This window comes from Kitasatospora sp. NPDC089913 (assembly GCF_044748625.1).
Lineage (GTDB): Bacteria > Actinomycetota > Actinomycetes > Streptomycetales > Streptomycetaceae > Kitasatospora.
The window spans coordinates 248,689-272,994 of sequence record NZ_JBIVGI010000005.1 but is presented as its reverse complement, the minus strand read 5'-3'; the positions used below and the strand labels follow the sequence as shown (position 1 = coordinate 272,994).

At 73.1% G+C, this 24,306-nt stretch carries 22 protein-coding genes and 1 riboswitch; of the genes, 10 read left to right on the top strand and 12 right to left on the bottom strand.

Annotated features, from left to right (window positions below; all coding sequences use genetic code 11):
* Positions 1-7 precede the first annotated feature (7 nt).
* The 9 genes from ACIPYS_RS10990 to ACIPYS_RS10950 all read left to right on the top strand — a co-directional run bounded on the left by ACIPYS_RS10990 (position 8) and on the right by ACIPYS_RS10950 (position 7,939).
* Positions 8-676, top strand: a complete 669-nt coding sequence (locus ACIPYS_RS10990; protein ID WP_400745379.1) for an alpha/beta family hydrolase — start codon at positions 8-10, stop codon at positions 674-676.
* Between the two features lie 301 nt (positions 677-977).
* Positions 978-1,721 (top strand): sigma-70 family RNA polymerase sigma factor, encoded by a 744-nt coding sequence (locus ACIPYS_RS10985; protein ID WP_369826154.1) that lies wholly within the window; start codon positions 978-980, stop codon positions 1,719-1,721.
* Positions 1,718-2,098, top strand: coding sequence for a mycothiol system anti-sigma-R factor (gene rsrA / locus ACIPYS_RS10980; RefSeq protein WP_093860611.1), 381 nt, complete (start codon positions 1,718-1,720; stop codon positions 2,096-2,098). Before ACIPYS_RS10985 ends, rsrA begins: the two co-directional genes overlap by 4 nt.
* A 323-nt stretch (positions 2,099-2,421) precedes the next feature.
* Positions 2,422-3,909 carry an HD-GYP domain-containing protein gene (locus ACIPYS_RS10975; RefSeq protein ID WP_231978588.1) on the top strand — a complete coding sequence of 496 codons (1,488 nt, stop codon included), beginning with the start codon at positions 2,422-2,424 and terminating at the stop codon, positions 3,907-3,909.
* Positions 3,910-3,989: 80 nt separating this feature from the next.
* Positions 3,990-5,267, top strand: coding sequence for an HD-GYP domain-containing protein (locus ACIPYS_RS10970; RefSeq protein ID WP_400745477.1), 1,278 nt, complete (start codon positions 3,990-3,992; stop codon positions 5,265-5,267).
* A gap of 368 nt (positions 5,268-5,635) precedes the next feature.
* Positions 5,636-6,625, top strand: coding sequence for a hypothetical protein (locus tag ACIPYS_RS10965; RefSeq protein ID WP_093860609.1), 990 nt, complete (start codon positions 5,636-5,638; stop codon positions 6,623-6,625).
* 42 nt (positions 6,626-6,667) lie between these two features.
* The gene (gene def, locus ACIPYS_RS10960) at positions 6,668-7,306 is read left to right on the top strand and encodes a peptide deformylase (RefSeq protein ID WP_093860608.1); all 639 of its coding nucleotides are present in this window, start codon (positions 6,668-6,670) and stop codon (positions 7,304-7,306) included.
* A 157-nt stretch (positions 7,307-7,463) separates the two neighbouring features.
* Positions 7,464-7,670 carry a hypothetical protein gene (locus ACIPYS_RS10955; RefSeq protein WP_400745376.1) on the top strand — a complete coding sequence of 69 codons (207 nt, stop codon included), beginning with the start codon at positions 7,464-7,466 and terminating at the stop codon, positions 7,668-7,670.
* 8 nt (positions 7,671-7,678) lie between these two features.
* Complete coding sequence (locus tag ACIPYS_RS10950; protein WP_400745475.1) at positions 7,679-7,939, top strand: DUF397 domain-containing protein; 261 nt, start codon at positions 7,679-7,681, stop codon at positions 7,937-7,939.
* Positions 7,940-8,016: 77 nt separating this feature from the next.
* On the opposite strand, the gene ACIPYS_RS10945 is transcribed toward ACIPYS_RS10950, so the two are convergent.
* The 8 genes from ACIPYS_RS10945 to ACIPYS_RS10910 all read right to left on the bottom strand — a co-directional run bounded on the left by ACIPYS_RS10945 (position 8,017) and on the right by ACIPYS_RS10910 (position 18,838).
* Positions 8,017-9,033, bottom strand: a complete 1,017-nt coding sequence (locus ACIPYS_RS10945; protein WP_093860600.1) for a ribonucleotide-diphosphate reductase subunit beta — start codon at positions 9,031-9,033, stop codon at positions 8,017-8,019.
* Positions 9,033-11,462: a ribonucleoside-diphosphate reductase subunit alpha gene (locus tag ACIPYS_RS10940; protein ID WP_400745374.1), complete on the bottom strand. Its 2,430-nt coding sequence runs from the start codon at positions 11,460-11,462 to the stop codon at positions 9,033-9,035. Before ACIPYS_RS10940 ends, ACIPYS_RS10945 begins: the two co-directional genes overlap by 1 nt.
* Before the next feature lie 161 nt (positions 11,463-11,623).
* Positions 11,624-11,786: riboswitch (cobalamin riboswitch) on the bottom strand.
* Between the two features lie 61 nt (positions 11,787-11,847).
* On the bottom strand, positions 11,848-13,095 hold the full coding sequence (locus tag ACIPYS_RS10935; protein ID WP_400745372.1) for a ricin-type beta-trefoil lectin domain protein: 1,248 nt from the start codon (positions 13,093-13,095) through the stop codon (positions 11,848-11,850).
* Between the two features lie 140 nt (positions 13,096-13,235).
* The gene (locus ACIPYS_RS10930) at positions 13,236-14,666 is read right to left on the bottom strand and encodes a glycoside hydrolase family 26 protein (RefSeq protein ID WP_400745370.1); all 1,431 of its coding nucleotides are present in this window, start codon (positions 14,664-14,666) and stop codon (positions 13,236-13,238) included.
* The gene (locus ACIPYS_RS10925) at positions 14,666-16,669 is read right to left on the bottom strand and encodes a glycosyltransferase family 2 protein (RefSeq protein ID WP_400745369.1); all 2,004 of its coding nucleotides are present in this window, start codon (positions 16,667-16,669) and stop codon (positions 14,666-14,668) included. Before ACIPYS_RS10925 ends, ACIPYS_RS10930 begins: the two co-directional genes overlap by 1 nt.
* A 222-nt stretch (positions 16,670-16,891) precedes the next feature.
* Positions 16,892-17,911 (bottom strand): DUF2510 domain-containing protein, encoded by a 1,020-nt coding sequence (locus ACIPYS_RS10920; protein WP_400745367.1) that lies wholly within the window; start codon positions 17,909-17,911, stop codon positions 16,892-16,894.
* Positions 17,912-18,008: 97 nt separating this feature from the next.
* On the bottom strand, positions 18,009-18,503 hold the full coding sequence (locus ACIPYS_RS10915; RefSeq protein WP_093860596.1) for a GNAT family N-acetyltransferase: 495 nt from the start codon (positions 18,501-18,503) through the stop codon (positions 18,009-18,011).
* Positions 18,446-18,838 carry a hypothetical protein gene (locus ACIPYS_RS10910; RefSeq protein ID WP_400745365.1) on the bottom strand — a complete coding sequence of 131 codons (393 nt, stop codon included), beginning with the start codon at positions 18,836-18,838 and terminating at the stop codon, positions 18,446-18,448. The genes ACIPYS_RS10915 and ACIPYS_RS10910 overlap by 58 nt, the downstream gene beginning before the upstream one ends.
* A gap of 93 nt (positions 18,839-18,931) precedes the next feature.
* Here ACIPYS_RS10910 and ACIPYS_RS10905 point away from each other — a divergent pair, with 93 nt between their 5' ends.
* Positions 18,932-19,903, top strand: a complete 972-nt coding sequence (locus ACIPYS_RS10905) for a helix-turn-helix domain-containing protein (protein WP_093860594.1) — start codon at positions 18,932-18,934, stop codon at positions 19,901-19,903.
* 99 nt (positions 19,904-20,002) lie between these two features.
* Here ACIPYS_RS10905 and ACIPYS_RS10900 read toward each other — a convergent pair whose 3' ends face one another.
* The 4 genes from ACIPYS_RS10900 to ACIPYS_RS10885 all read right to left on the bottom strand — a co-directional run bounded on the left by ACIPYS_RS10900 (position 20,003) and on the right by ACIPYS_RS10885 (position 23,984).
* Positions 20,003-20,812, bottom strand: coding sequence for a histidine phosphatase family protein (locus ACIPYS_RS10900; RefSeq protein ID WP_093860593.1), 810 nt, complete (start codon positions 20,810-20,812; stop codon positions 20,003-20,005).
* Between the two features lie 168 nt (positions 20,813-20,980).
* Positions 20,981-22,594: a monocarboxylate uptake permease MctP gene (gene mctP / locus ACIPYS_RS10895; protein ID WP_093860592.1), complete on the bottom strand. Its 1,614-nt coding sequence runs from the start codon at positions 22,592-22,594 to the stop codon at positions 20,981-20,983.
* Positions 22,591-22,905: a DUF3311 domain-containing protein gene (locus ACIPYS_RS10890; RefSeq protein WP_400745362.1), complete on the bottom strand. Its 315-nt coding sequence runs from the start codon at positions 22,903-22,905 to the stop codon at positions 22,591-22,593. The genes mctP and ACIPYS_RS10890 overlap by 4 nt, the downstream gene beginning before the upstream one ends.
* A gap of 281 nt (positions 22,906-23,186) precedes the next feature.
* Complete coding sequence (locus ACIPYS_RS10885) at positions 23,187-23,984, bottom strand: GntR family transcriptional regulator (RefSeq protein WP_231978587.1); 798 nt, start codon at positions 23,982-23,984, stop codon at positions 23,187-23,189.
* Between the last annotated feature and the right edge of the window lie 322 nt (positions 23,985-24,306).

The following is a 24,306-nucleotide window of genomic DNA, read 5'->3' as shown; positions in this document are numbered from 1 at the left end:
GACCGCCGTGACCGCCGACCCCGACCCCGCCCCCGTCACCGTCATCCAGGAGCTCGTGCCCACCCCCGCCGGGGACGCCCGGATCACCCTGCACCCGGCGGCCGGGCCGCGGGCGGTGCTGGCACTGGGCCACGGCGCCGGGGGCGGGGTCGAGGCGCGGGACCTGGCGGTGCTGGCCGCCGCGCTGCCGCCCCGGGGGGTGTCGGTGGCGCTGGTCGAGCAGCCGTGGCGGGTGGCGGGGAAGAAGGTGGCGCCCGCGCCGCGCACCCTGGACACCGGGTGGACGCCCGTCGCCGAGCGGCTGGCGGAGGCCGGTCCGCCGCTGGTGGTGGGCGGCCGCAGTGCGGGCGCGCGGGTGGCCTGCCGGACCGGGCTGGCGACCGGGGCGGCGGGGGTGCTGGCACTGGCGTTCCCGCTGCACCCGCCGGGGAAGCCGGAGCGCAGCCGGGCGGAGGAGCTGCTCGGCACGGGGCTGCCGACGCTGGTGGTGCAGGGCGCGGCGGACCCGTTCGGCGGTCCGGCCGAGTTCCCGGAGCTGCCGGCCTCGCACGAGCTGCTCGCGCTGGAGTACGGCAACCACGGCTTCGAGGTGCCGAAGCGCGCACCGGTGGAGCGGGAGGAGCTGCTGGAGCTGATCGCGGCCGCGGTGGGGGACTGGGTGCTGCGGCTGGTGTGAGGCGGCCCCCGGCGGACCCGGCGGACCCGGCGGGCCCGCGCGCAGGGGGCGTGGATCCGCCCGTGGGGGCCGGGAATGCGCGCGGGGCCGACGTGGTTGACGCCCTTGTCAGCATGAGTCCCGGTGGAAGGCAGGGCAGATGGGTTCGATCGCGTGCCCCGAGCGGCTTGAGGAGCGCGAGGCCGAGTCGGCGTTCGTCCCCTCCTGGTCCGACTGGATCGCCGCGGGCGAGAAGCCCGTCGGCCCGATATCCTCGCTTTCGGGGCGGCCCGCCGTGGGCCGTGTCCGTCATGCCGAGGAGGTGGGTCCGGTCGTCGGGACCGAGCACGAGGCCGAGCCGGGCCGGGGCCCGGACGAGAGCCTGCCCGCGGGCGAGGCGCTCACCGGTGAGGAGCTGGCCGAGGCGATCGGTGAGGACACCTTCCGGGTGTCGGCCGAGGAGACCGAGGAGGCCCGGCGGGAGCGCTTCGAGCGCGACGCCCTGGGCTACCTGGACCCGATGTACTCGGCGGCGCTGCGGATGACCCGCAACCCGGCCGATGCGGAGGACCTCCTCCAGGAGGCGTTCGCGAAGGCGTACGCGTCCTTCCACCAGTTCCGCGAGGGCACCAACCTCAAGGCCTGGCTGTACCGCATCCTCACCAACACGTTCATCAACTCGTACCGCAAGAAGCAGCGGGAGCCCCAGCGCACCGCCGCCGAGGAGATCGAGGACTGGCAGCTGGCCCGGGCCGAGTCGCACATGTCGACCGGTCTGCGCTCGGCCGAGACCCAGGCCCTGGACCACCTTCCGGACAGCGATGTGAAGGACGCCCTCCAGGCCATTCCGGAGGAGTTCCGCATCGCGGTCTATCTCGCGGACGTCGAGGGCTTTGCGTACAAGGAGATCGCGGACATCATGGGTACTCCCATCGGTACGGTGATGTCCCGACTGCACCGCGGCCGCCGTCAGTTGCGCGGCATGCTGGAGGACTACGCCCGTGAGCGCGGGCTGGTCCCGGCCGGCAGCGGGGCAGGGCAGGAAGCGAAGGGCTCGGGTTCATGAGCTGCGGCGATCCGCACGACACCGAGTGTGGCGAGGTCCTCGACCACCTCTACGAATTCCTCGACAACGAGATGGCCGAGGGCGACTGCGACAAGCTGCGCGTGCACTTCGAGGAGTGCTCGCCCTGCCTGAAGCAGTATGGGCTGGAGCAGGCGATCAAGGCGCTGATCAAGCGTTCCTGCGGCTGCGACGACACCCCGGCCGATCTGCGCGGCAAGGTGCTGGCCAGGATCGATTCGATCCGGGCCGGGCAACGGACGGGCGAGGCGCTGGTGGTCTCGGTCGAGACGACCATCGAGGTGCACGCCGAACCGGTCCCGGAACCGGCGGCGGACCCGGACCGCGCCGCACAGGCGGCGGCCGGCACCCAGCGGTAGGCCCTCGGCGGTAGGCCCTGCCGCGCCCGCCGTGCCCGTCGTGCGGCGAACGGCTCACACCGGACGGCCCCGGGAGCACCCGCTCCCGGGGCCGCTCCGTGTCCGCGCCCCTTCCACTCGGATGCGCCGTCACTCGTTCGAGTGAGTTGGTGGTGTGCCAGCAGCGGCATTGCGCGATCATGCGTCCCCGTGCCGGAGCGGCGCCCTATCCTCCTGACGGACGCTCACCGTCACCCGACCGCCGCCCCTCCGGCGTGCGACCGGCCGACGGGCCAGGACGGCGCGGGCCAGGACGCGGGGAGGTCGAGATCGCTACCGACAGCGTGGACGCGGACCTGCCGCGGGGCGCCGCGGGCTACCTCGTGGCGGTGCCGGTCGCGGCGCTCTGCTGTCTGCTGCCGCTGCTGCCGTTCCCCGCGCCGCCGGCCGGGCCGCACTGGCTGGGTGCCCCGGTGGACTGGCCGAAGGTCGGACTGCTGGCCTTCCTGCACGGCTGCTGGGAGTCGCTGGCCCAGGGGCTGCCCAGCCCCTGCCTGCGTCTGGTCCGGCTGCTGCTGCGCCGTCCGCAGCCGGCCGGCCGCCCGCCGGCCCGGCCCGACGTCAACGCCTTCTTCCCGGTGCTGTTCGCCGGGGTGCTGATGCTGCCGCCGGCCGCCGCCGCACTGGTCGCGGCCCCGGCCGCCCTGCTCGGCGCCGCCGAGCCGACCTGCCGCCGCCGGCAGGTGTGGAACGGCTCGCAGCTCGCGCTGTCGGCCTTCGCGGCCTCGGTGGTGTTCCACCTGCTGGCCGGTCCGCAGCTGCTGCTCGGTTCCCGGTTCCCCGCCGCGCTGCTGCCCGGGTGTGCCGCGCTCGCCGCGTTCTGCCTGGTCAACGGGGTTCTGGTGGGCGTCATGCGGCTGCTGGCCGAGGGCCCCCGGCGGCCCTCGGCGCACCGCCCCCCGGCCCACCGCCGGGCGGCCGCCGTCCCCGGTCTGCCGGTGCTGGTGCACGCGGCCGGCGGGCTGATGGTGGCGGTGCTCTGGCAGGGGCCGTACGGTGCGTTCGCGGCGTTGCTGGCCCTGCTGCCGCTGTCCATCTCGGCCTGGGTGTTCGCCCAGGGGCACCGGGAGCGCGACGCCCACCAGGCCACCGTCCAGGCCCTGGTCCAGGCGGTGGAGATCAAGGACGCCTACACCCGGGGCCACAGCGAACGGGTCGGCCGGGCCTCGGTGCTGATCGCCGGTCAGCTCGGCATGGAGGCCGAGCGGCTGCGGACGCTGCGGTACGCGGGCGTCCTGCACGACGTCGGCAAGCTCGGCGTCGCCACCGAACTGCTGCGCAGAAACGGTCCCCTCACCGAGGCCGAGCGGCGGGCGGTCGAGGTGCACCCGGTGCACGGCTACGAGCTGGTGCGCGGGATCGCCTTCCTCGGCGAGGCGCACGCGGGGATCCTGCACCACCACGAGCGGATGGACGGCCGCGGCTACCCGAGCGGGCTGGCGGGGGAGCAGATCCCGGAGTTCGCCCGGATCATCTCGGTCGCCGACGCCTTCGACTCGATGACCTCCACCCGCTCCTACCGGCGCGGTCGGCCGGTCACCGAGGCGGTCGCCGAGCTGGAGCGCTGCTCGGGCAGCCAGTTCGACCCGGTGATGGTGCGGGCGCTGGTCGACGCGCTGGCCGTGCACGACTGGCAGCCGGTGCTGCCGCCGCCCGACACGATCGGGGCGGTGCCGGACATCCCGCTGGGCGTTCCCGAGCCGGCCCGGGCCGCGCCGCGCGGAGTGCCCGCCCAGGGCGGCGGCTCCGTGCCGACGGCCGGACCGTCGTGAGCGCGCGACGGGGCGCGGAGCCGACGGCGGTCGCCGGGCGCGGCGGGGACTCCGAGGGATGCGCCGGGGTGGTGTGCGCGGTGCACGGCGCGGCGCTCGCGCTGCTGGCCGCGTCCCTCGGCGCGGTCGCGGTGCGGGGGCTGTCCGCGCCGGGGGTGGCGCTGGCGTTCCTGACGCTGATCACGCTCGGCGAGTGCGTCCGGATCACCCTTCCGGGCGATCGTGAACAGGCGCCGATCGGGGCTGCGGGGGCGCTGGCCTACGCGCTGCTCGGTCCGCTGCGCGGGCTGCCGACCGGGCACGGGGTGCTCCAGGTGGTGGCGGTGACCGGCGCGGGCCTGCTGCTGGCGCTGCTGCCCGGGGCGCTGGCGCCGCTGCTGGGGCCCAGGCACGGGGTCCGCCGACGGGTGCGGGCGCCGTGGCGGGAGCGGGCCCGCCGGGACGGCGCGGCGCGGCGGCTGCTCGGGGCGGCGTTCGCGGCCGCCGTGTTCCAGCCGCTCTACAACAGCGGGGTGGTGGACCGGTTCTCCGCCGACGGCCCGGCCTACGGGGCCTTCCTGACCGCCGTGGCCGCGCTCGCCGCACTGTGCGACGCGGTGCTGGCGGCGGTGCTGCGGCGGGCCCGCAGCGGGCTGCGGTTCCCGGCCGGGCTGGAGGACGAGCTGCGCTCGCTGTTCGGGATCGGCTCGGCGATCGCCGCCACCGGGATGCTGGTCAGCCTGGCCGCCGGGGAGGTGGGCCTGTGGGCGCTGCCGCTGTTCTGCGCGCCGCTGCTGCTGGCACAGGTGTCGTTCCGGCGGGCGGCGGCGGTCCGGGCCACCACCGGGCAGACCATCGCCAGCCTGGCCAAGGCCACCGAGGTGGCGGGCTACACCCCGCCGGGGCACGCCCGCCGGGTGGCCGACACGGCCTGCGCGGTCGGCCGGGAGCTGGGCCTGGGCACCCGGGAGCTGGCCCTGCTGGAGTACGCGGCGCTGATGCACGACGTGGGGCAGCTGTCGCTGGTGGAGCCGGTGCCCGGCGGGGCGACGGCGCTGCTGCCGGACGCGGAGCAGCAGCGGATCGCCCGGCTGGGCAGTGAGGTGATCCGGCGCACCGGGGTGCCCCGGCAGGTGGCCGAACAGGTCGCCCGGCTGGCCGATCCGCACCCCGGGCCGGAGGGCGGCGGGCGGGCGGTGCCGCTGGCGGCGCGGATCATCCGGGTGGCGAACGCGCACGACGACCTGCTGACGGCGGCGCGGGGGCGCGGGCTGGGGGAGGCCGTGGGCCGGCTGGAGGTGCTGGAGGCGCTGCGGCTGGGGCGGGGGCGGCTGTACGACGCCCGGGTGGTGGACGCGCTGGTCCGGGTGCGCGGCTGAGGACCCGGCGGGCGGTGGCGGGCGTCGCGGGGGCGCTCGTGGGCGTCCGCGCGCGCCCGTCCGGCGTCGTCACGGCGGGCTCGCGGTGTGCGTGGGGAGGGCGCGGGGCGTGCACAGGGAGGGCGCGGGGCGGGCCGGAGCCCGGGCCCGACCGGTGCGGCCCGGGGTTGAGGAGCCGGGGCGCGGCGGGCAGGCTGGGGTGGGGGTCGGTTACGGGCAACCTCGGCGGTGGGGAGCGCGGGCAGTGGCCGTCGTGGTTGGATGCGGTCGTAGCGTGGAAAACCGACCCGGGACACCGGGCCCGTGGCGCGGGAGCGGACACGGGAACGGACACCGGACTTGAGCGGACGACGACGGCAGGGACGAACGTGAGGATCTTCCACCGGGCACGGCACCGGCCGTCCGCCACCTGGCGGCAGACGACCGACCGGGCATTCACGCTGATCGGCGACGGACGCTACGAGGACGCCGGCGCGCTGCTGGTCATGGCGGCCGACCTGGAACCGTGGCTCTCCGACTCGTGGTTCAACCTGGCGCTGCTGCACAAGTTCCGCCGCGACTGGGAGCAGGCCCGGGCGGCCGGCCTCCGGGCGGTGGCGCTGCTCGACCGCGAACAGGGCGCACCCGACTGGTGGAACCTCGGCATCACCGCGACCGCGCTCCAGGACTGGCCGCTGGCCCGCCGGTCCTGGCAGGCGTACGGGCTGAAGCTGCCGGGCGGCCAGGGCACCCACGGCGACGGCCCGGTCAGCCTGGACCTGGGCACCACCCCGGTGCGGCTCTCCCCCGAGGGCGAGTCCGAGGTGGTGTGGGGCCGGCGGCTGGACCCGGCCCGGATCGAGGTGCTGTCGATCCCGCTGCCCTCCTCCGGCAGACGCTGGGGCGAGGTCGTGCTGCACGACGGCGCCCCGCACGGGGAGCGGGTCACCGACGGGGTGGCGTACCCGGTGTTCGACGAGATCGAGCTGTGGGCGCCGTCGCCGGTGCCGACCTACGTGGTACTGCTCCAGGCGGCGACCGAGGCGGACCGGGACGCGCTGGAGCGGCTGGTCGCGGACGCCGGCTACGCGGCCGAGGACTGGACGTCCTCGGTGCGGCTGCTCTGCCGGGCCTGTTCGGAGAGCCGGATGGCCACCGACGACGGGCACACCGCCCACCACGACCCGCACGACGACGGCGACGCCGCGCACCCGGGCCACCTCAGCCACCTGACCCCGGGCGCGGGCGGGATGTCCTGGCTGGCCGAACGCGAGTGCGGGATCGCCGCGCCGGCGCACCTGGTGCGCACCCTGCTGGACCGCTGGGCGGCGGCCGCCCCCGGGACCCGGGCTTACCGGGATCTCGAAGAGGTGTGCTGAGTACCCTGGTGAGGTACGCGTAGACCTATGGAAGCGGAAGACATGGCCGAGCAGCACGACCACGAGCACGAGCACGACGTGGAGGGGGCGGCGCCCGAGGCGCCCGCGAAGGTGGTCGGAGCGGAGCCGGACCTGACCAAGGGCACCGCGCGCCCGATCACGGTCTTCGGCAACCCGGTGCTGCACCGCGAGGTCAAGGACGTGACGGCGTTCGACGCCGAGCTGTCCGCGCTGATCGACGACATGTTCCAGTCGATGTACGCGGCGGAGGGCGTGGGCCTGGCCGCCAACCAGATCGGTGTGGACCTCAAGGTCTTCGTCTACGACTGCCCGGACGACGAGGGCGTGCGCCACATCGGGCACGTGATCAACCCGGTGCTGGAGGAGTTCCCCAAGGACCGCCAGCGGGTCCTGGACGACGGCAACGAGGGCTGCCTGTCGGTGCCGACCGCCTACGCCGAGCTGCCGCGCCCCGAGTACGCGGCGGTGACCGGCCAGGACAAGGACGGCAACCCGATCCGCGTCGAGGGCACCGGCTTCTTCGCCCGCTGCCTCCAGCACGAGACCGACCACCTGTACGGCTTCCTCTACATCGACAAGCTGTCGAAGCGCGACCGCAAGGACGCGCTCAAGCAGATGGGCGAGGGCACCCCGCGCTACGCGACCGTCCCGAACAACTAGGGGCCCGAAGGTTGTTGGACGGAGGCCGGTGCGGGAGCGATCCCGCACCGGCCTCCGTCCCGTTCGGGTGCTGCTTGCACGATCCCGCCCTGCCGTGTCCGGTTGCCCGGTAGCCTGCCGGGCAGTGGAGCCACGGGTGGCGAGGAGGGCCGGCGGTATGCCGATCTGCGCGGAGTGCCGCACCGCTGAGGCGGTCATCGAGGACCTGGACGTGGACCCGCCCCGGCCGTGGTGCGGGGGATGTGCGACCGCCCTGGTCACGGCGGGCGATCCCGTGCTCAACTACCGCGCCCTGGACGGTGGGGCGTTCGCGTACGCGCGGGCCCTGATGCGGCGCAGCACTGCGGTCCTCCCGTTCGGGTGATCCAACTGATGCGCCCCGCCCGGTGGTCCGGGCGGGGCACGCGAGAGGTGGTGAGCGCAATGACCGTACCGGAAGCCGCTGTTCAGAATTGGTACAGGAGCAGCTACAGCGCACAGGCCAATGAGTGCGTGGAGGTCCAGCAGCCGGCACTCAGCGCAATGGCAGTCCGTGACTCGAAGGATCCGGAGGGCCCGGCGCTGGTGTTCGGAGCCGCTGCCTGGTCCTCGTTCCTCGCTGGGGTCAAGGGTGGGGAGTTTCCGACCGGCTGACACAACAGAGGTGCCCCGCCCGGCTTCGCGCCGGGCGGGGCACCTCTGTCTGTTCCTTCTGTCCTCTTCTTCTGCCTTTAGAAGTCGTCGTCGAAGGCGACCGAGCCCTCGACCGCGACCTGGTACGCCGACACCCGGCGCTCGAAGAAGTTGGTCAGCTCCTGGACATTCTGGAGCTCCATGAAGCCGAACGGGTTCGTCGATCCGTACCGGATCGGCATCCCCAGCCGCGCCAGACGCTGGTCGGCCACCGCCTGCAGGTACTCCCGCATCGACGCGGTGTTCATGCCCGGCAGACCGTCGCCGCACAGGTCCTGGGCGAACTGGAGCTCGGCCTCGACGGCCTCCTCCAGCATCTCCGTCACCTGCTGGGCCATCTTCTCGTCGAAGAGGTCCGGCTCCTCCTCGCGCACGGTGTCGACCACCGACATCGCGAAGTCCATGTGCATGGACTCGTCGCGGAACACCCAGTTGGTCCCGGTCGCGAGACCGTGCAGCAGGCCCCGGCTCCGGAACCAGTACACGTACGCGAACGCGCCGTAGAAGAACAGACCCTCCACGCACGCCGCGAAGCAGATCAGGTTCAGCAGGAACGCCCGCCGGTCGTCCTTGGTCTGCAGCGAGTCGATGTGGTCGACCGCGTTCATGTACTTGAAGCAGAACTGCGCCTTCTGGTGGATGGAGGGGATGTTCTCCACCGCGGCGAAGGCCGCGTTGCGGTCCTCCGGGTCCGGAAGGTAGGTGTCCAGCAGCGTCAGGTAGAACTGGACGTGCACGGCCTCCTCGAACAGCTGACGGCTCAGGTAGAGCCGCGCCTCCGGGGAGTTGATGTGCTTGTACAGGCTCAGCACCACGTTGTTCGACACGATCGAGTCGCCGGTCGCGAAGAACGCCACCAGCCGGCCGATCATGTGCCGCTCGCCCTCACTCAGCTTCGCCAGGTCGGCGACGTCCGAGTGCAGGTCCACCTCCTCCACCGTCCAGGTGTTCTTGATGGCGTCGCGGTACCGGTCGTAGAACGACGGGTAGCGCATCGGGCGCAGGGTCAGCTCGAACCCGGGGTCGAGCAGCATCTTCTCGCGGTCGTCGGACATTACTGGCAGGCCTCGCAGGACTCGGGGTTCTCCAGGGAGCAGGCCAGTGCGGCCTCCTCCTCCGGGGTCATGGTCGGGGTGTTCACCGGCACCGGCGCGGCGGCGCGGGCGGCACCCGACGCGGCCTGGGCGATCCGGGTGGCCGGACGCGAGCGCAGGTAGTAGGTGGTCTTCAGACCGACCTTCCACGCGTAGGCGTACATCGAGCTGAGCTTGCCGATGGTCGGCGCGGCCATGAACAGGTTCAGCGACTGGCTCTGGTCGATGTACGGCATCCGGGCGGCCGCCAGGTCGATCAGCGCGCGCTGCGGCAGCTCCCAGGCGGTGCGGTACAGCGAACGCACCTCGGCGGGCAGCCAGCCGAGCTCCTGCACGGAGCCGTTGGCGTCGCGCAGCGAGTCCCGGGTCTGCTGGTCCCAGACGCCGAGCTCCTTGAGGTCGCGCACCAGGTACGGGTTGACCTGGAGGAACTCACCGCTCAGGGTCTCGCGCTTGAACAGGTTGGACACCTGCGGCTCGATGCACTCGTAGACGCCGGCGATGGACGCGATGGTCGCGGTCGGCGCGATCGCGAGCAGCAGCGAGTTGCGCAGGCCGGTGGTGGCGATGCGGGCGCGCAGCGCGTTCCAGCGGTCGGCCCACTCCGGCGCGGCGGTCGGGAAGTGGTCGATGTGCAGCTCGCCGCGGGCGGCGCGGGTCTCGTCGTACGCCTCGTGCCGGCCCAGCTGCTCGGCCAGGTCGGCGGAGCGCTCGTAGGCGGTGAGCATGATGCGCTCGGAGATGAGGGTCGACAGGGTCTTCGCCTCGGCGGAGTCGAAGTCGATCCGCAGCTGGAAGAAGACGTCCTGCAGGCCCATCACGCCGAGGCCGACCGGGCGCCAGCGGTTGTTGGAGGCGCCGGCCTCGGGGGTCGGGTAGAAGTTGATGTCCACCACGCGGTCGAGGAAGGTGACGGCGGTGCGGACGGTCGCGTCCAGCCGGTCCCAGTCCATCGCGTTCAGCAGGTCGGCGGCGGTGGCACCGGCGGCGACGTGGGCGCCGAGGTTGACCGAGCCGAGGTTGCAGACCGCGGTCTCGGAGTCGTCGGTGACCTCGAGGATCTCGGTGCAGAGGTTGGAGCTGTGCACCGTGCGGCCCGGCAGCGCGGTCTGGTTGGCGGCGCGGTTGGAGGCGTCCTTGAAGGTCATCCAGCCGTTGCCGGTCTGCGCCAGGGTGCGCATCATCCGGGCGTAGAGGGTCTGTGCGGGGATGGTGCGGACGGCCTTGCCGGCCAGCTCGGCCTTCAGGTACGCCTCGTCGAACTCGGCGCCCCACAGGTCGACCAGCTCGGGCACGTCGGCGGGGGAGAACAGCGACCAGTCGGCGTTGGCGTTCACCCGGCGCATGAACTCGTCCGGGATCCAGTGCGCCAGGTTCAGGTTGTGGGTGCGGCGCGCCTCCTCACCGGTGTTGTCGCGCAGCTCGAGGAACTCCTCGATGTCCGCGTGCCAGGTCTCCAGGTAGACGCAGGCCGCGCCCTTGCGGCGGCCGCCCTGGTTGACGGCGGCGACCGAGGAGTCGAGGGTGCGCAGGAACGGCACGATGCCGTTGGACTTGCCGTTGGTGCCGCGGATCAGCGAGCCGCGGGAGCGGATCCGGGAGTAGGACAGGCCGATGCCGCCGGCGTGCTTGGACAGCCGGGCGATCTGCGCGTAGCGGGAGTAGATCGAGTCCAGGTTGTCCAGCGGCGAGTCCAGCAGGTAGCAGCTGGACATCTGCGGGTGCCGGGTGCCGGAGTTGAAGAGGGTCGGCGAGGAGGTCAGGTACTCCAGCCGGCTCATCAGGCGGTACAGCTCGGCGACCTCGCGGACCGACTGCTCGGTGTCGCCGACCGCCAGGCCACAGGCGACACGGAGCAGGAAGTACTGGGGGGTCTCGACGACCTTGCGGGTGATCGGGTGGCGCAGCAGGTAGCGGCTCTGGACGGTGCGCAGGCCGAAGTACTCGAACCGGTCGTCGCCCTTGGTGTCGACCAGCGCGTCCAGGGTGGCGGTGTGCTTGGCGACGAAGGCGGCGGTGGTGTCACCGATCAGGCCCTCGGCGTGGCCGACGGCGATCGAGGTGGAGAAGGAGACCACGCCCTGGGTCGCCGCCTCGTCGACGATCTCCAGCGCGAGCAGCCGGGCCGCGAGCTTCGAGTACTGCGGGTCCTCGGCGATCATCGACGCGGCGGCGTCGACGGCGAGGCCGCGCAGCTCGGCGAAGTCGGAGCCGGCGTGGCGGCCGCGGAGCGCGGCGGCGGCGACGTGACCGGGGTCCACCTGGGGGAGGTCGGCGCTGCGGTCGGTGAGAAGCCGCAGGAGCGAACCGCCGGGGTCGGCGACCGTCGGGTCGGCGGGGACGGAGCTGGAACCCTGGGCGGGCAGGACGACTGAGGCAGCGGTGGTCAAGGCGCTTCTCTCCTGGCGGCGGTCGACGGAGGTGGATCGGGGACCGGACCGTTCGGGGCAGGGGAGTACGCCGCGCGAGCCCGTGGGCGCCGCGCGCGATTCGTCCCCGGCCCGCCCGCGAGGCCCGGAAATTGGTGCTGGTGCGCATGGCCTCTGCGGGGAGGCGCCGGCACGCTGTCGGCAGGTACTCGGACTCGCGGGCTCCCGGGGGAGGCGGCCGCACACCGCTGCGGGGCAGTCCCGGATTCACACCGGGTTCCCCTGCTTCGACAGCAGGAGTGAGCATACATCTAGTGGCGCTCGTCCGACGAAGCACCACATGTAGTGTCGCGGCGCTGCGTGTCGCGGGTCGGGTGCGATAGGCTGCGGGGGCTTTCGGCGCCCCTCAGAGCGGCCTGTGCCACTCCTGGGCGGGCTTGGCGGCGCACAGCCTCATCCGCACCTGGGGGCCGTTCCCGGTGCCCGTGGGGCCCGTCGCGGGGTTCTCCAGGCACTTCCCGGAGTCCTCGTTGAGCAGCTGCCCGGCGTCGTTGGCCCGCCACCGCTGGTCGGGTCTGCGGGTGCAGCCGGTGAGGACCGGGAACCCGATGTCGGGGTCCTCCAGACAGCGTCCGGCCTGGCTCACCGAGCCGTCCTCGCCCATGGTCCAGCTCTGCGCCGGGGAGCCGTCGCAGGTGGCGGCGCCGATCGCGGCCGGATCGCCCGCCACCCGGCTGTCCAGGCAGTAGCCGGGCACCGCGGAGGTGATCGCGCCGCTGGGACGGCCCGCGGCGACCTCGAACGAGAACGTGTCGGTGCCGAGGCCCGCGCCGCCCTCCCAGATCTCGAAGCCGGCCTGGACGGCGCACAGGTACGAGCCGGCCGGGACGTAGCCGCGCTGGACCGCGTCGCGGGTGAAGGCGCGCAGGTCGAGGTCGGTGACGACGTTGGTGGCGGAGGCCGCCTCGTAGGTGATCAGGGTGTGGCTGCTCTTCTTCGGCGCCTCGTACACCCGGTAGGCCTGGCCGCCGCTGCGCAGCTCGCCGGACTGCTTGCCGAACGGCGAGGTGCCGTTGCCGCGCAGCCAGATCATCACCTCGGCGCTCTCGGTGAACGAGCAGCTGCCCCGGGTGGTGCTGTACCAGAGGTCGTAGGAGGCGTTCCAGACGCCGCCGTCCACCTGGGTGGTGCGCCAGGTGCTGGTGGCGTACCGCAGGTCGTCGACGGCGATGGGCAGCGGGCTGACGCCGTCGCCGCCGAGCGGGGTGCTGATGTGGGGGTAGGCGCCGGGGCCGCGGGCCGGGTCGGTGAGGTTGCCGCGGGCGACGGCGCTGCGGGTGACCGTGAAGGCGGCGCTGTCGCTGCCGCCGTGCACGCACAGGCCGCCGGTGGCGTTCCACTCGTTGGGGTTGATGACGTAGCGCCCGGAGTCGACCGGCTGCGAGGGGTAGCGGTTCTGCGCGGTGGAGCACAGCTCGCCCGGCTCGGCCGAGCTCAGCGGGGGCGGCGGCGGGGCGACGGCGGCGGTCGAGGGGGCGCTCTCGCGCGGGATCAGCACGGCGCACAGGCAGAGCACCAGGAGGGCGGTGGGCGCGAGCCACCACCAGGCGCGCGGCCGGGGACGCCCGGGGCCGGGCAGGAACGGGCGGACCATGCTCTTCGCCTCCCAACGGGGACTGGTGTTCCGGTACCGGTGTTCCGGGTACTGGTGTTCGGTGTACGGGCCGGCCGGTGCCCGGCGGCCTCCCGCGGGCGGACGGGCCCGCGGTGGGTCGGGCCCGCGGTCGGCCGGGGCTATCCGGCGTCGGCCGCCGGGGAGCTGCGCGGCTTGGTGGCGGTCGGCTTCCGGGTCGGGACGGGCGCCCCGGAGGGCTTGGTGCCGGTACCGCCGGTCGGCTTGGCGCTCGGCGAGGGCGCCGCCGGGGCCGACGGCGAGGGGGTGACGGCGGGCGGAGCGGCGGGCGGCGGGGGCGGCGGCACGGTGAGCAGCGGCTGCGAGCGGACGCTCCACTGCCCGGCGTACCGGGGTGCGGCGACGCCGGCCGCGTACGCCGCACTGGCCGCGCCGGACGCGGTGACCCGCCAGTCGACCTCCTTGACCGCCTCGTACCAGATCAGGCCGATGATGTCCGGGTGCCGGGGGAGCTGCTCGAACATCTCGGTGATCCAGCGGGCCTTCTGGCCGGAGCTGTCGGTGGCGGCGGTCTCGGTGATCACCACGGGCTTCTGGCTGAAGGTCCTCAGCTTCTTCAGCGTCGGTTCGAAGATCTGCTCGAAGGAGGCGTACTTCTCCAGGCCGACGGTGCCGTAGTAGCCGGACAGCCCGATCCAGTCGACGTAGTCGTCACCGGGGTAGAGCGAGTCCAGCGGGGTGGCGTTCTCGTAGTCGATGTTCGGGCTCCACACCCAGACCACCTTGTCCGCGCCGGCCTGCCGGAAGAGGTCGTGGACGTGCTTCCAGGCCTGCACGTACTGGCCCCGGCGGTTGCCGTTGGCCTGCTCGGCCCACGGGTACCAGTAGCCGTTCATCTCGTGGGCGAAGCGCAGGGCGATCGGGTAGCCGAGGCTCTTGACGCCCTCCGCCCACTGCTTGATGTAGGAGTCGAACTCGCCGCCGACGATGCGGCTCAGCGCGTAGTCCGGCTGTTCGCCCCGGAGCTTGTCGACCTTGGACTCCTTGTGGAAGTCCCAGGGCTCCCAGGCGACCATCGGCATGATGCCGCGCTCGGCCACGGTGTCGAAGACCCGGCGGTCGAACCGCTTGTCCCACCAGCCGACGGAGAACTCCAGCACGTTCGGCTGGTGCTTCACCGCGGTCGCGAACTCCTCGACCGGGGCGAGGTCGTAGGGGCCGGCCTTGGTCATGAGGCCCATGAAGGCGCCGCCGGGGGCAGGGAACGGGGCCGGGGCCGGGGCTGCCGGGGACGGTTCGGCGGGCGCCGGGGCGGGGCTGCCCGCGGTCTCGCCGCCCGTCGGGGCGGGCGTGGGCGCGGGGGGCGCGACGGGGCTGCCGGTGGGTGCCGCGGCGCCGGTGGTGGCGGTCGGGGCCGGCTCGGCCAGTGCGGCGACCAGCCAGTCCGGCATCGCGGTCGGCGCCTTGCCGGAGAAGGCGTAGGGCTCGGGCGCGTGGCGGGCGTTGTACTTCGGCGCCAGCACGAAGGCGTAGCTGACCAGCAGCGTGAGTGCGAGCAGGCCGACGATCCGGGGCACGGTGATCCGCAGCATCAGCGACCGCCCTTCCGGCCGCCGCCGGCCGGGGCCGGCTCCAGCAGCCCCGCGAGTTCCCGCTCGGGGTCCGTCCCGGGGCCTCTCGCGGCTGTTCCGTGCCTGTCGGGTCCGACCGGTTCGGCCTCGTCGTCCGTCTCGTCCGCGGCACGGTCGTCGGCCTCGGCGGCGCGGCGCGGGGCGGGCAGCCCGGCGGCGGCCCGGCGCTCGGCCCGGGCGATCCGGCGCGCGCTGACGACGGAGATGACCGGCGGCGCGATGCCGGTGAACATGCTGAGGCCGGCCCAGAACCGCAGCAGCCAGATGCCGTGGTGCAGGGTGAAGCTCGCGGCGAGCAGTCCGGCCGCGACGGCGGCCCACAGCAGGTGCAGCCGGAAGGTCGACAGCCGCTCGGCACTGCGCAGGTCGCCCTTGGCGGTCACCGCGTAGGCCAGCGGGCGGCGCAGCAGCGCGGCGATCGCGGCCGCGAGGTACACCGGTCCGGCGAACAGGGCCAGGCCCATGCCGGCCATGCCGATCTCGCGCCGCTCGTGGGCGGCCAGGTTGAAGCGCCGCAGCCAGAGCCAGAGCAGGAACCAGCTGCCCATGCTGGCACCCCAGAGCGAGGCCCAGAGCACGGTGTCGAGCTGGATCGAGGTGATCCCGCAGGCCAGGTAGACACCGGTGGCGAGGCTGCCCAGGACGGTGGTCACGGCCACGCTGGGGTAGTAGAACTGGACCAGCCCGTACAGCACCCGCTGGCGCGTCCGCAGCCGGATGCCCTTGCGCAGCCGGGTCTTCAGCAGGATCTCCCAGATGCCGAACGCCCAGCGCTTCTGCTGGTTGAAGTAGTCGGTCCAGGAGGTCGGGCCCTCGCCCACGGCCAGCACGTCGGGGGTGTAGACGCCCTTCCAGCGGCGTCCGGTGGCCGGGTTCTCGGTGGCCTGCACCCGCATGCTGGTCAGGTGGTCCTCGATGATCGAGTCCTGGTAGCCGCCGATCTGCTGCCAGGCGGCGGGCCGGTAGAGGTGGTTGGTGCCGATCAGCAGCGGGGCGTCCATGCCGTTGCCGCCGCGCTCGACCAGGCCGGAGAAGAGGTACTGCTGCACGGAGGCGCCGTGCGCGACCCAGTTGTCGTACATGTTGCCGTACACCTGGGGGGCGACCACGAAGGCGGTGTCGGGGTCGCGGAAGTAGCCGAGGGTGCGTTCCAGGAAGCACGCCAGGGGGACGTGGTCCGGGTCCATCTGGGCCACCACGTCGTACTTGTGCTCGTGCTCGGCCCGCCAGGAGTTGTGGTTGCCGGACTTGGTCTTCGCCCGGAACTCGCCCTCGGCCCGGTTGTACTCGGGCCGGCCCTTGCGGCTGAAGTGGTGCACGCCGAGCCGGGCGGCCATCGCCTTCACCCGGTCGTCGTCGCCCTCGTCGAGGATCCAGACGTCGACCTCGCCGTCGTACTCGATCTCCAGCATGGCCGCGAGGGTCTGCTCGACGATCTCGATCGGCTCCTTGGACGGCACGATGGTGGTGAGCACCGCGACCTTGAGGCCGGGCGGGGCCGTGACGGGTATCGGGTCCTTGGCGCGGAAGGCGAACACCCAGACCGCGAGGTTCTGGACGAGCCGCACCAGTTCGACGGTGACCACGGCGCAGAAGCAGAGCCGGGCGACGTTGATCCGCCAGTCCGGGGACCAGCCGACGCCCGGCCCGGGTATGTGCGAGGGCAGCAGCAGCCAGCCGACGAACACCAGGCCGGCCACCGCGTTCAGGGCGACCAGCAGGGTCAGCACGACCTTGACGCCGGGGGAGGAGACGGTGCGGTAGCGGACCGTGTCGACGCCCTCGCCGTCCCGCAGCGGGCCGGTGGCCTCGGCGCAGGCCAGGTAGTTGCGCCGGGCCGAGGCGTTGCGGGACTGGCTGCGGGTCGCCCGCCGCTCGTGCGGGGCCTCGGGGAGGAGTCTGCTGTGGCGTCCTCGTCCGCGCCGGCCGCCGGTGTGCGTCGTCCGTTCGTCGGTGGAGTCCACCAGCCCAATCCCCCGTTGTGGGCCGCCCCGTGATCGGGCGGCTGCGGTCGTTCTCGTCCGGCCGGTGCGTCCGCGGTGCCCGCGGTGCGGGCCGCGTCCGTGGTGCCCGCCGTGTGGGCGGCGGGCCCGGTGGCCGCTAGTGAGCATAAGGGCACCCCCCGGTGACGGGTCACCGGGGGGCGGGGAGAGCCTCCGGACCCCGTTCGTCCGGATGTTTCCGGATCAGGGGGTGATCTTCACCGAGTTGGCGATCTGGTCCATCAGCGTCAGGGCCGGCGCCTCGGGGGCCTGGTCGAGGCAGATCTGCAGCACCGGCACGGTGGTGGCACCGGCCGCCGGGGTCACCTCGAGGACGCCGCAGTAGGCGTCGGGCGTCGAGGAGCCGCTGGACATCGGCACGTGCCAGAGCGCCAGGTAGCCGTCCATGCCCTGGATCTTGACGGCGGACTGCTTCAGCGGCTCGGGCGGCGCGGGCGCGTCGGAGCCGAAGCGGGTGTTGTAGAGCAGCTGGCCCATGCCGAGGACCATGGACTTCGGGTCGGCCCAGCCGCCGTTGAACACCCGGAGGTTCTGGACCACCAGGCCGCGGGTGCAGGCGCCGCTGCCGTGGCCGACGCAGGCGTACGGGGAGACCGCGTAACGCACGTCGGTGGGGTTCTTGGCGTCGCTCTGGACCTGCCAGTCGGCCGGCAGCAGGAAGTTCATCTTCGACTCCTGGCCGGTCACCTGCTTCCCGCCGGGGAACTGCTGACCTCCGGTCAGGGTGGCGCCCATGAAGCCGTTGGGGCTCTTGGGGTCGGCGGTGCTGGTGGGGTTCGCGCTGCCGCCGGCCTGCGGGGAGTCGGTGCCCTTGTCGGCGCTCCGGTGGCCGACGACGTAGCCGGCGCCCGCCATGACCACGGAGAGCAGGACGGCGCCGACGCCGAGCAGCAGCTTGCGGCGGCCGGTGTTGGGCTCGACGGTCTCGAACACGACGGAGGTCGGCGTGAACGGCTGCGGAGCGGCCGGCGCGGCGGCGGGCGTGACCACCGTGGGCGTCGCGGCGACCGAGGGGGCGGGGCCGAACGCGCCCGGCACGCCCTGGCCCGGGGCGCCGCCGGTCCCGGAGCCCACCGTCGCGGCGTCGGCCGCGGACTTGGGCCGGGTGCGGCCGCTCCACGCGGAACCGTCCCACCAGCGTTCCGTATTGGGCTGGCCGGAAGGATCGTCGTACCAGCCAGCCGGCGTGTTCCCCGTCGTCATGCGGCGGATCCTAGCAGCGCCCAAATCCGATCGTCATACCCGATGGTGGATCGCAACCCTGGCCTCGGACGTCGTCCGGCCGGTGCCCGACAGCCGCTCAGAACACCATGCTGTAGACCATCAGATCGACGCCCGGCACCGGAGACCAGTCCCGCCCGGGGGCGCGGACGAAGCCGACCCGCTGGTAGATCCGGTGGGCGGTGGTCATCGCCGGCTGGGTGGAGAACGCCATCCCGGCCAGACCGAGTTCGCGGCTGCGGGCGAGCGCGGCGCGGACCAGTGCCTCGCCGACGCCGCGCCCGCGGGCGGCCGCCGCGGTGGCCAGCATCCGGATCTCGCCCTCCTCCGGGGTGGCGATGTCCGCCCAGGTGGTGCCGCCGACCGCGAAGGTGACGCAGCCGAGGACGGTGCCGGTGGCCGGGTCGACCGCGACCAGGAGTTCGGCCTCCGCGGCCCGGCGGGCCGCGTCGCGCAGCCGGTGGACGTAGTCGCCGTCGGGTGCGGTGTGGCCGTCGCCGACGAAGGCCTCGACGGTTATGCGGCCGGCTTCCTCGAACTCCTCGGGCCGGGCCGGGCGGATGACGATGTCCATCCGGCCAGTCTGCCGGAGCCACCGGGGAGGACGGAGAGCGGGGGTCCGGCATCGGCGCCGCCGGCGGGAGCGGCGGGATGGGCGGAAGTGGTGGAAGTGACGGGAGCGGCTGAGGCGGCGGGGTCGGCGGACGGGCGGAGCGAGGCGGCGGGCATGGTGCCGTGCAGCCGGTCGGGCAGGGCGGGGTCGACGGGGTAACCGCCCTGGCGGTGCCAGTTGTCGCGTCCGGTGGCCTTCTGCCCGGCCACCTCGCGTCCGATCAGGGCACCGAGCAGACCGAAACCGCCGACCGTCCCGAGCAGGGCCAGTGCGCTGGCGAGCGTGTCGGAATCCATGTCTCCACTCTCCCGTCGGCGCCGACGACGGACGAGTGGCAGGAATGACCGAATGCATCGAAAAACTGCCAACGCCGGGGCTACCCTGTCGGCATGCTCAAGAACGTGGTCGCGGTCGTGATGGAAGAGGTCCACCCCTTCGAGCTCGGGGTGGCCTGCGAGGTGTTCGGCCTGGACCGGACCGAGGACGGACTGCCCGGCTACGACTTCGCGATCGCCGGCGCCCGCCCCGGCCCGCACCGCACCCATGCCGGCTTCACCATCGACGTCCCGCACGGCCCCGAGCGGATCGCCGCCGCCGACCTGGTGGTGGTCACGGCCACCACCATCAGCCGGGAGTACCCGGAACCGCTGCTGGAGGCACTGCGGGCGGCCCACGCCCGCGGCGCCCGGGTGCTGTCCATCTGCAGCGGCGCGTTCGTGGTCGGCGCCGCCGGACTGCTGGACGGCCGCCGCTCCACCACGCACTGGCGGTACAGCGCCGAACTCGCCGCCCGCTACCCGCGGACCACCGTCGAGCCGGACGTCCTGTACGTGGACGACGACCCGGTGATCACCTCCGCCGGTACCGCGGCCGGCATCGACGCCTGTCTGCACCTGGTCCGCCGGGTGCAGGGCGCCGAGGTGGCCCGGGGCATCGCCCGCCGGATGGTGGTGGCCCCGCACCGGGAGGGCGGGCAGGCCCAGTTCGTCTACCGGCCGCTGCCGGAGGGGGACGGCGATTCACTGGCTCCGCTGCTCGACTGGATGCGCCACCACCTGGACGAGGAGTCGACCGTCGAGCAGCTGGCCGGACGGGTCCACATGTCGCCGCGCACCTTCGCCCGGCGCTTCCACCAGGAGACCGGCACCACCCCGCACCGCTGGCTGATCGGGCAGCGGCTGCTGCTCGCCCAGCGGCTGCTGGAGTCGACCAGCGAGCCGGTGGACACGATCGCCGCCCGCTGCGGCTTCGGCAACGCGGCCACCCTGCGGCACCACTTCGGCCGCCGGCTGGGCACCACACCGCTGGCCTACCGGCGCTGCTTCGCCGAGCCCGCCGCCAGGGTCGCCGTCCGGGCCTGAGGGCCGCCGCCCGGGTCGCCGTCCGGGCCCGGGGGCCGCCGTCCGCCCGGTCCGCCGCCCCGGGCCCGCCGCCCCCGTCCGGCGGTCCGCGGGCTCCGTTCAGTCCGTGGGCTCCAGGTGCCCGGTGGTGTTCCAGTGCTCCGGCCGCAGCCGGCCGGCCTCGGCGCGCCAGAGGCTGGTGGAGCAGTTGCGCACCGGCTCCAGCGCGGTCAGCTGCTCCTCGGAGAGCCGGTCCAGCGCGTAGCGGAGCATGAGCACGGTGCAGTCGTGCGCGACCAGCAGGACCGGCCGCCCGGCGTCCTCGGCGCAGATGTCGCGCAGCACGCTGCGCACCCGCAGCGCCACGTCGGCCCAGGACTCGCCGCCGGGCGGGCGGTAGTACAGCTCGCCCATCTTCCGCCGCCGGGCCGCCTCCCCGGGGTGGTCGGCCTCGATGGCGGCCCTGGTGAGCATCTCCAGGACGCCGAGCTCGCGGTCGCGCAGCCGCTCGTCGTAGCGGACGGCGAGCGAGACCGGGACGGCGCCGAGGCCGGCGGCCTGGGCGAGCGCGATCCGGGCGGTCTCGGCGGTGCGCACGTACGGCGAGCACCAGACGCTGCGCGGCCGGTCGGCGCTCGGCAGCCCGGCCCACCAGCGGCCGAGGGCCTGCGCCTGCTGCTGGCCGTGCATCGAGAGCGGGATGTCCGCGTCCCGGCAGCTGATCGGGACGCTGAGCGCGCCGGCCGCCTCGGCGTGCTGGAACTCGACGTTGGCGGTGGACTCGCCGTGGCGGGTGGCGATCAGGACGGAGGGGACGGAGGACAGGCCGGGAGCCGCGGTGGGACCGGCGGGCCGGTGCGGGGCGGCCGTCCGGTGCCGTCCGTCGGTGTGGTGGTGCTGGCCGTTGAGGGTGGTGCCGAGTTCTGCCATTGCCGCCGCTCCCCGTGGGTCGATCAGTTGCCGGCCGGCTGTCGGTCCGGTCTGGTTGGTGCCCTGGTGTGGTGCCCAAATCACGCGGCCGTTCATACATATGATCGCGCCGTCCCCTCCAGTGTTGACGGAGGGGACGGCGCGAACACAGGGCGCGCACAGCACGTATCAGCGCGCTGCCACGGGCTCCGGCGCGTTCTTCGGCTCCACGTCGCCGCTCTCGGCGCTGTAGTCGCCCGGCCGGGTCTCGTCCGTCCCGGGGGGCGCGTCGACGGCGCGCAGGACCAGCGTCAGCACCACCGCGACCAGCAGGTTGAGCACGAAGGCGGTGAGCCCGATGTAGCCGATCTCGCCGATGCCGGGGATCTCGGCCGCGTTCCCGCCGAAGTGCTTGGTCTTGGGGCTGGCGATCCCGTAGGCCTTCCAGGTGCCGTAGACCATGCCGGCCGCCCAGCCGGCCAGCAGTGCCCAGTGGTGGAACCAGCGGGTGAACAGGCCGCCGACGATGGAGACGAAGGTCTGCAGGATCCACAGACCGCCGAGCAGCTGGAGGTTGATCGCCGCCTGCTTGTCCATGCCGAGCACGAAGACCAGCGCGCCGACCTTGACGAGCAGCGAGACCAGCTTGGCGACCCGGGTCTCGTCGGCCGGGGTGGCGGCCGGCTTCAGGAACTCCTTGTAGACGTTGCGGGTGAACAGGTTCGCCGCCGCGATGGACATGATCGCGGCCGGGACCAGCGCGCCGATCCCGATCGCGGCGAAGGCGACGCCGGTGAACCAGTCGGGGAACATGTTCTCGAACAGCTGCGGCACCGAGAGCTGGGTGTTGAAGCCCTTGTCGCCCTGGCCGACACCGGCCGCGATCGCCATGAAGCCGAGCAGCGCCAGCAGGCCGAGCATCAGCGAGTAGGCGGGCATGATCGCCATGTTCCGGCGCACGGTGTTGCGGGACTTGCTGGCCAGCACGCCGGTGACCGAGTGCGGGTACATGAACAGGGCCATCGCCGAGCCGAGCGCCAGCGTCGCGTACGTCCACTGCTTGTTCTCCGGCACGGTGAGCGAGCCACCGGACTTGGGCGCGGCGAACTTCTCGCCGACCGCGTCGAAGATGTGGCCGTAGCCGCCGAGCCGGATCGGGATGTAGATCACCGCGACGATGATCACCACGTAGACGAGGGCGTCCTTGACGAAGGCGATCAGTGCCGGCGCGCGCAGCCCGGAGGAGTAGGTGTACGCGGCGAGCACCCCGAAGGCGATGAACAGCGGCAGGTCCTTGACGAACCAGTTGGCGTTCTCGCCGCCGCCGACGCCCAGCACGTCCAGCACCGCCTGGATGCCGACCAGCTGGAGCGCGATGTACGGCATGGTGGCGAGGATGCCGGTCAGCGCGACCATCAGCGACAGCGGCCGGGAGCCGTACCGCCCGCGCACGAAGTCGGCGGGCGTGACGTAGCCGTGCACCCGGGAGACCGACCAGAGCCGGGGGAGGAAGAGGAAGACCAGCGGGTAGGCGATGATCGTGTAGGGGACGGCGAAGAAGCCCGCCGCACCGGTCGCGTAGACCGCGGCGGGCACGGCCACGAAGGTGTAGGCGGTGTAGAGGTCGCCGCCCAGCAGGAACCAGGTGACCCAGGTCCCGAAGCTGCGTCCGCCCAGGCCCCATTCGTCCAGGTGGTGGGCGTTGTCGGCGCGCCGCCACCGGGAGGCCAGGAAGCCCATCACGGTGACCAGCAGGAAGAAGAGGACGAAGACCGTCAGCGCGGGCACGTTGACCCCGTTCACCGGACCTCACCCGCCTTCCCGGCGCGGGCGGCCCGGCGGGCCTTCTCGTCGCGGTTGATCAGCAGGTAGGCCGCGACCGTGAAGACGGCCGAGGCAGGTACCCAGAGCAGCTGGTACCAGTAGAAGAAGGGGACGCCGCCCACCTCGGGGCCGAGCTTGTCGTACGAGCCCACCCAGAGCATCGCGACGATCGGCACCAGCAGGGCGAGCACGGCCAGCACCCGCTCGGGGGTGACCGCCGGCAGGAGGTGACCCGGTGGCTCTTCTGGCTCGGGCATGACAGGCAGGTCGGTGTCGAGATCTGACGACATGGTTCGGCTCCGCTCCGGAGGGTCTCACCTCGCCGGCGCCGCAGCCCCGGGGAACCGCACACCCCCGTGGCCCGCCGAGCAGCACCACTGGTGATCGGCAGTCAGTATGGATGCGGAATCTAGAGCATCGCGTGATCCATGTCACCGGATCGGTGCAGATTCCCGCCATCCGGACCTGTCGTGCGCCCCGGACGCACCGCGGGCCCCGGCGCGTACGCCGGGGCCCGGAAGCGGTGGAGGGTGGTGCGGAAAGCAGCTGGGGCGGTGCGGGAGGCCGTACGCTACGCCGGCTCGGGCCGCTGGAGGCGGGTGATGAACTTGTAGCGGTCGCCCCGGTAGATCGAGCGGACCCACTCGACCGGGTCGCCCTCGGCGTCGAAGGAGTGCCGGGACAGCTGGAGCATCGGCAGGCCGAGGTCGGAGCCGAGCAGCCCGGCCTCGCGCGGGTCGGCCAGGGTGGTCTCGATGGTCTCCTCGGCCTCGGCCACGGTCACCCCGTAGACCTCGCGCAGCGCCGTGTAGAGGGAGTTGTGCTTGGCCAGGTTGCGGCGCAGGGCCGGGAAGCGCTTGGCGGACAGATGGGCCACCTCGATGGCCATCGGGTCGCCGTTGGCCAGCCGCAGGCGCTCGATCCGCAGCACCCGGCCGCCGGGCTTGATGTCCAGCAGCGGGGCCAGCCGGTCGTCGGCGGTGATGTAGCCGATCTCGATCAGCCGGGAGGTGGGCTCCAGCCCCTGGGCGCGCATGTCCTCGGTGTAGGAGGTCAGCTGGAGGGCCTGGGCGACCTTGGGCTTGGCGACGAAGGTGCCCTTGCCCTGGATGCGCTCGAGCCGCCCCTCGACGACGAGCTCCTGCAGGGCCTGCCGGACGGTGGTGCGCGAGGTGTCGAACTGCGCCGCCAGTGCCCGTTCGGGCGGTACCGGGGTACCGGCGGGCTGGGTCTCGGTGAGCTGCAGCAGGTGGCGCTTGAGGCCGTAGTACTTCGGCACCCTGGCGGTCGGGTCCGAGCCGCCCTGGGCGGCGAGGCTCTTCGCCTGGGGGTCGTTGACCTGGGCCGTGCTGCCCCCGTCGCTGCTCATCGGACGTGTCTCCCGCTTCTCGCGGGGCCCCCGGGGGGCCTCGCCACTTCATTAACGGCTCACATCGTTGCATGTATGGCTACGGAACGAATACCTCATCACGCGATGAACGATGTGCGGTGTCGGCTTGATAACGGGTGGTCCTGATCGGTCGAACAGCCGTTGACAGGCCCATTGGTCTAGGCCAAGCTCCAGGCATCTGGTCTACACCACTAGGCCGGTCACTATGAATCCCCCCACCCGTTCGATGGAGTCCGCGGCACCATTCCTCCCACCTCGTGTGGGTATGCCGCTGCCACCCGACGGGGGTAACCAGGCATCC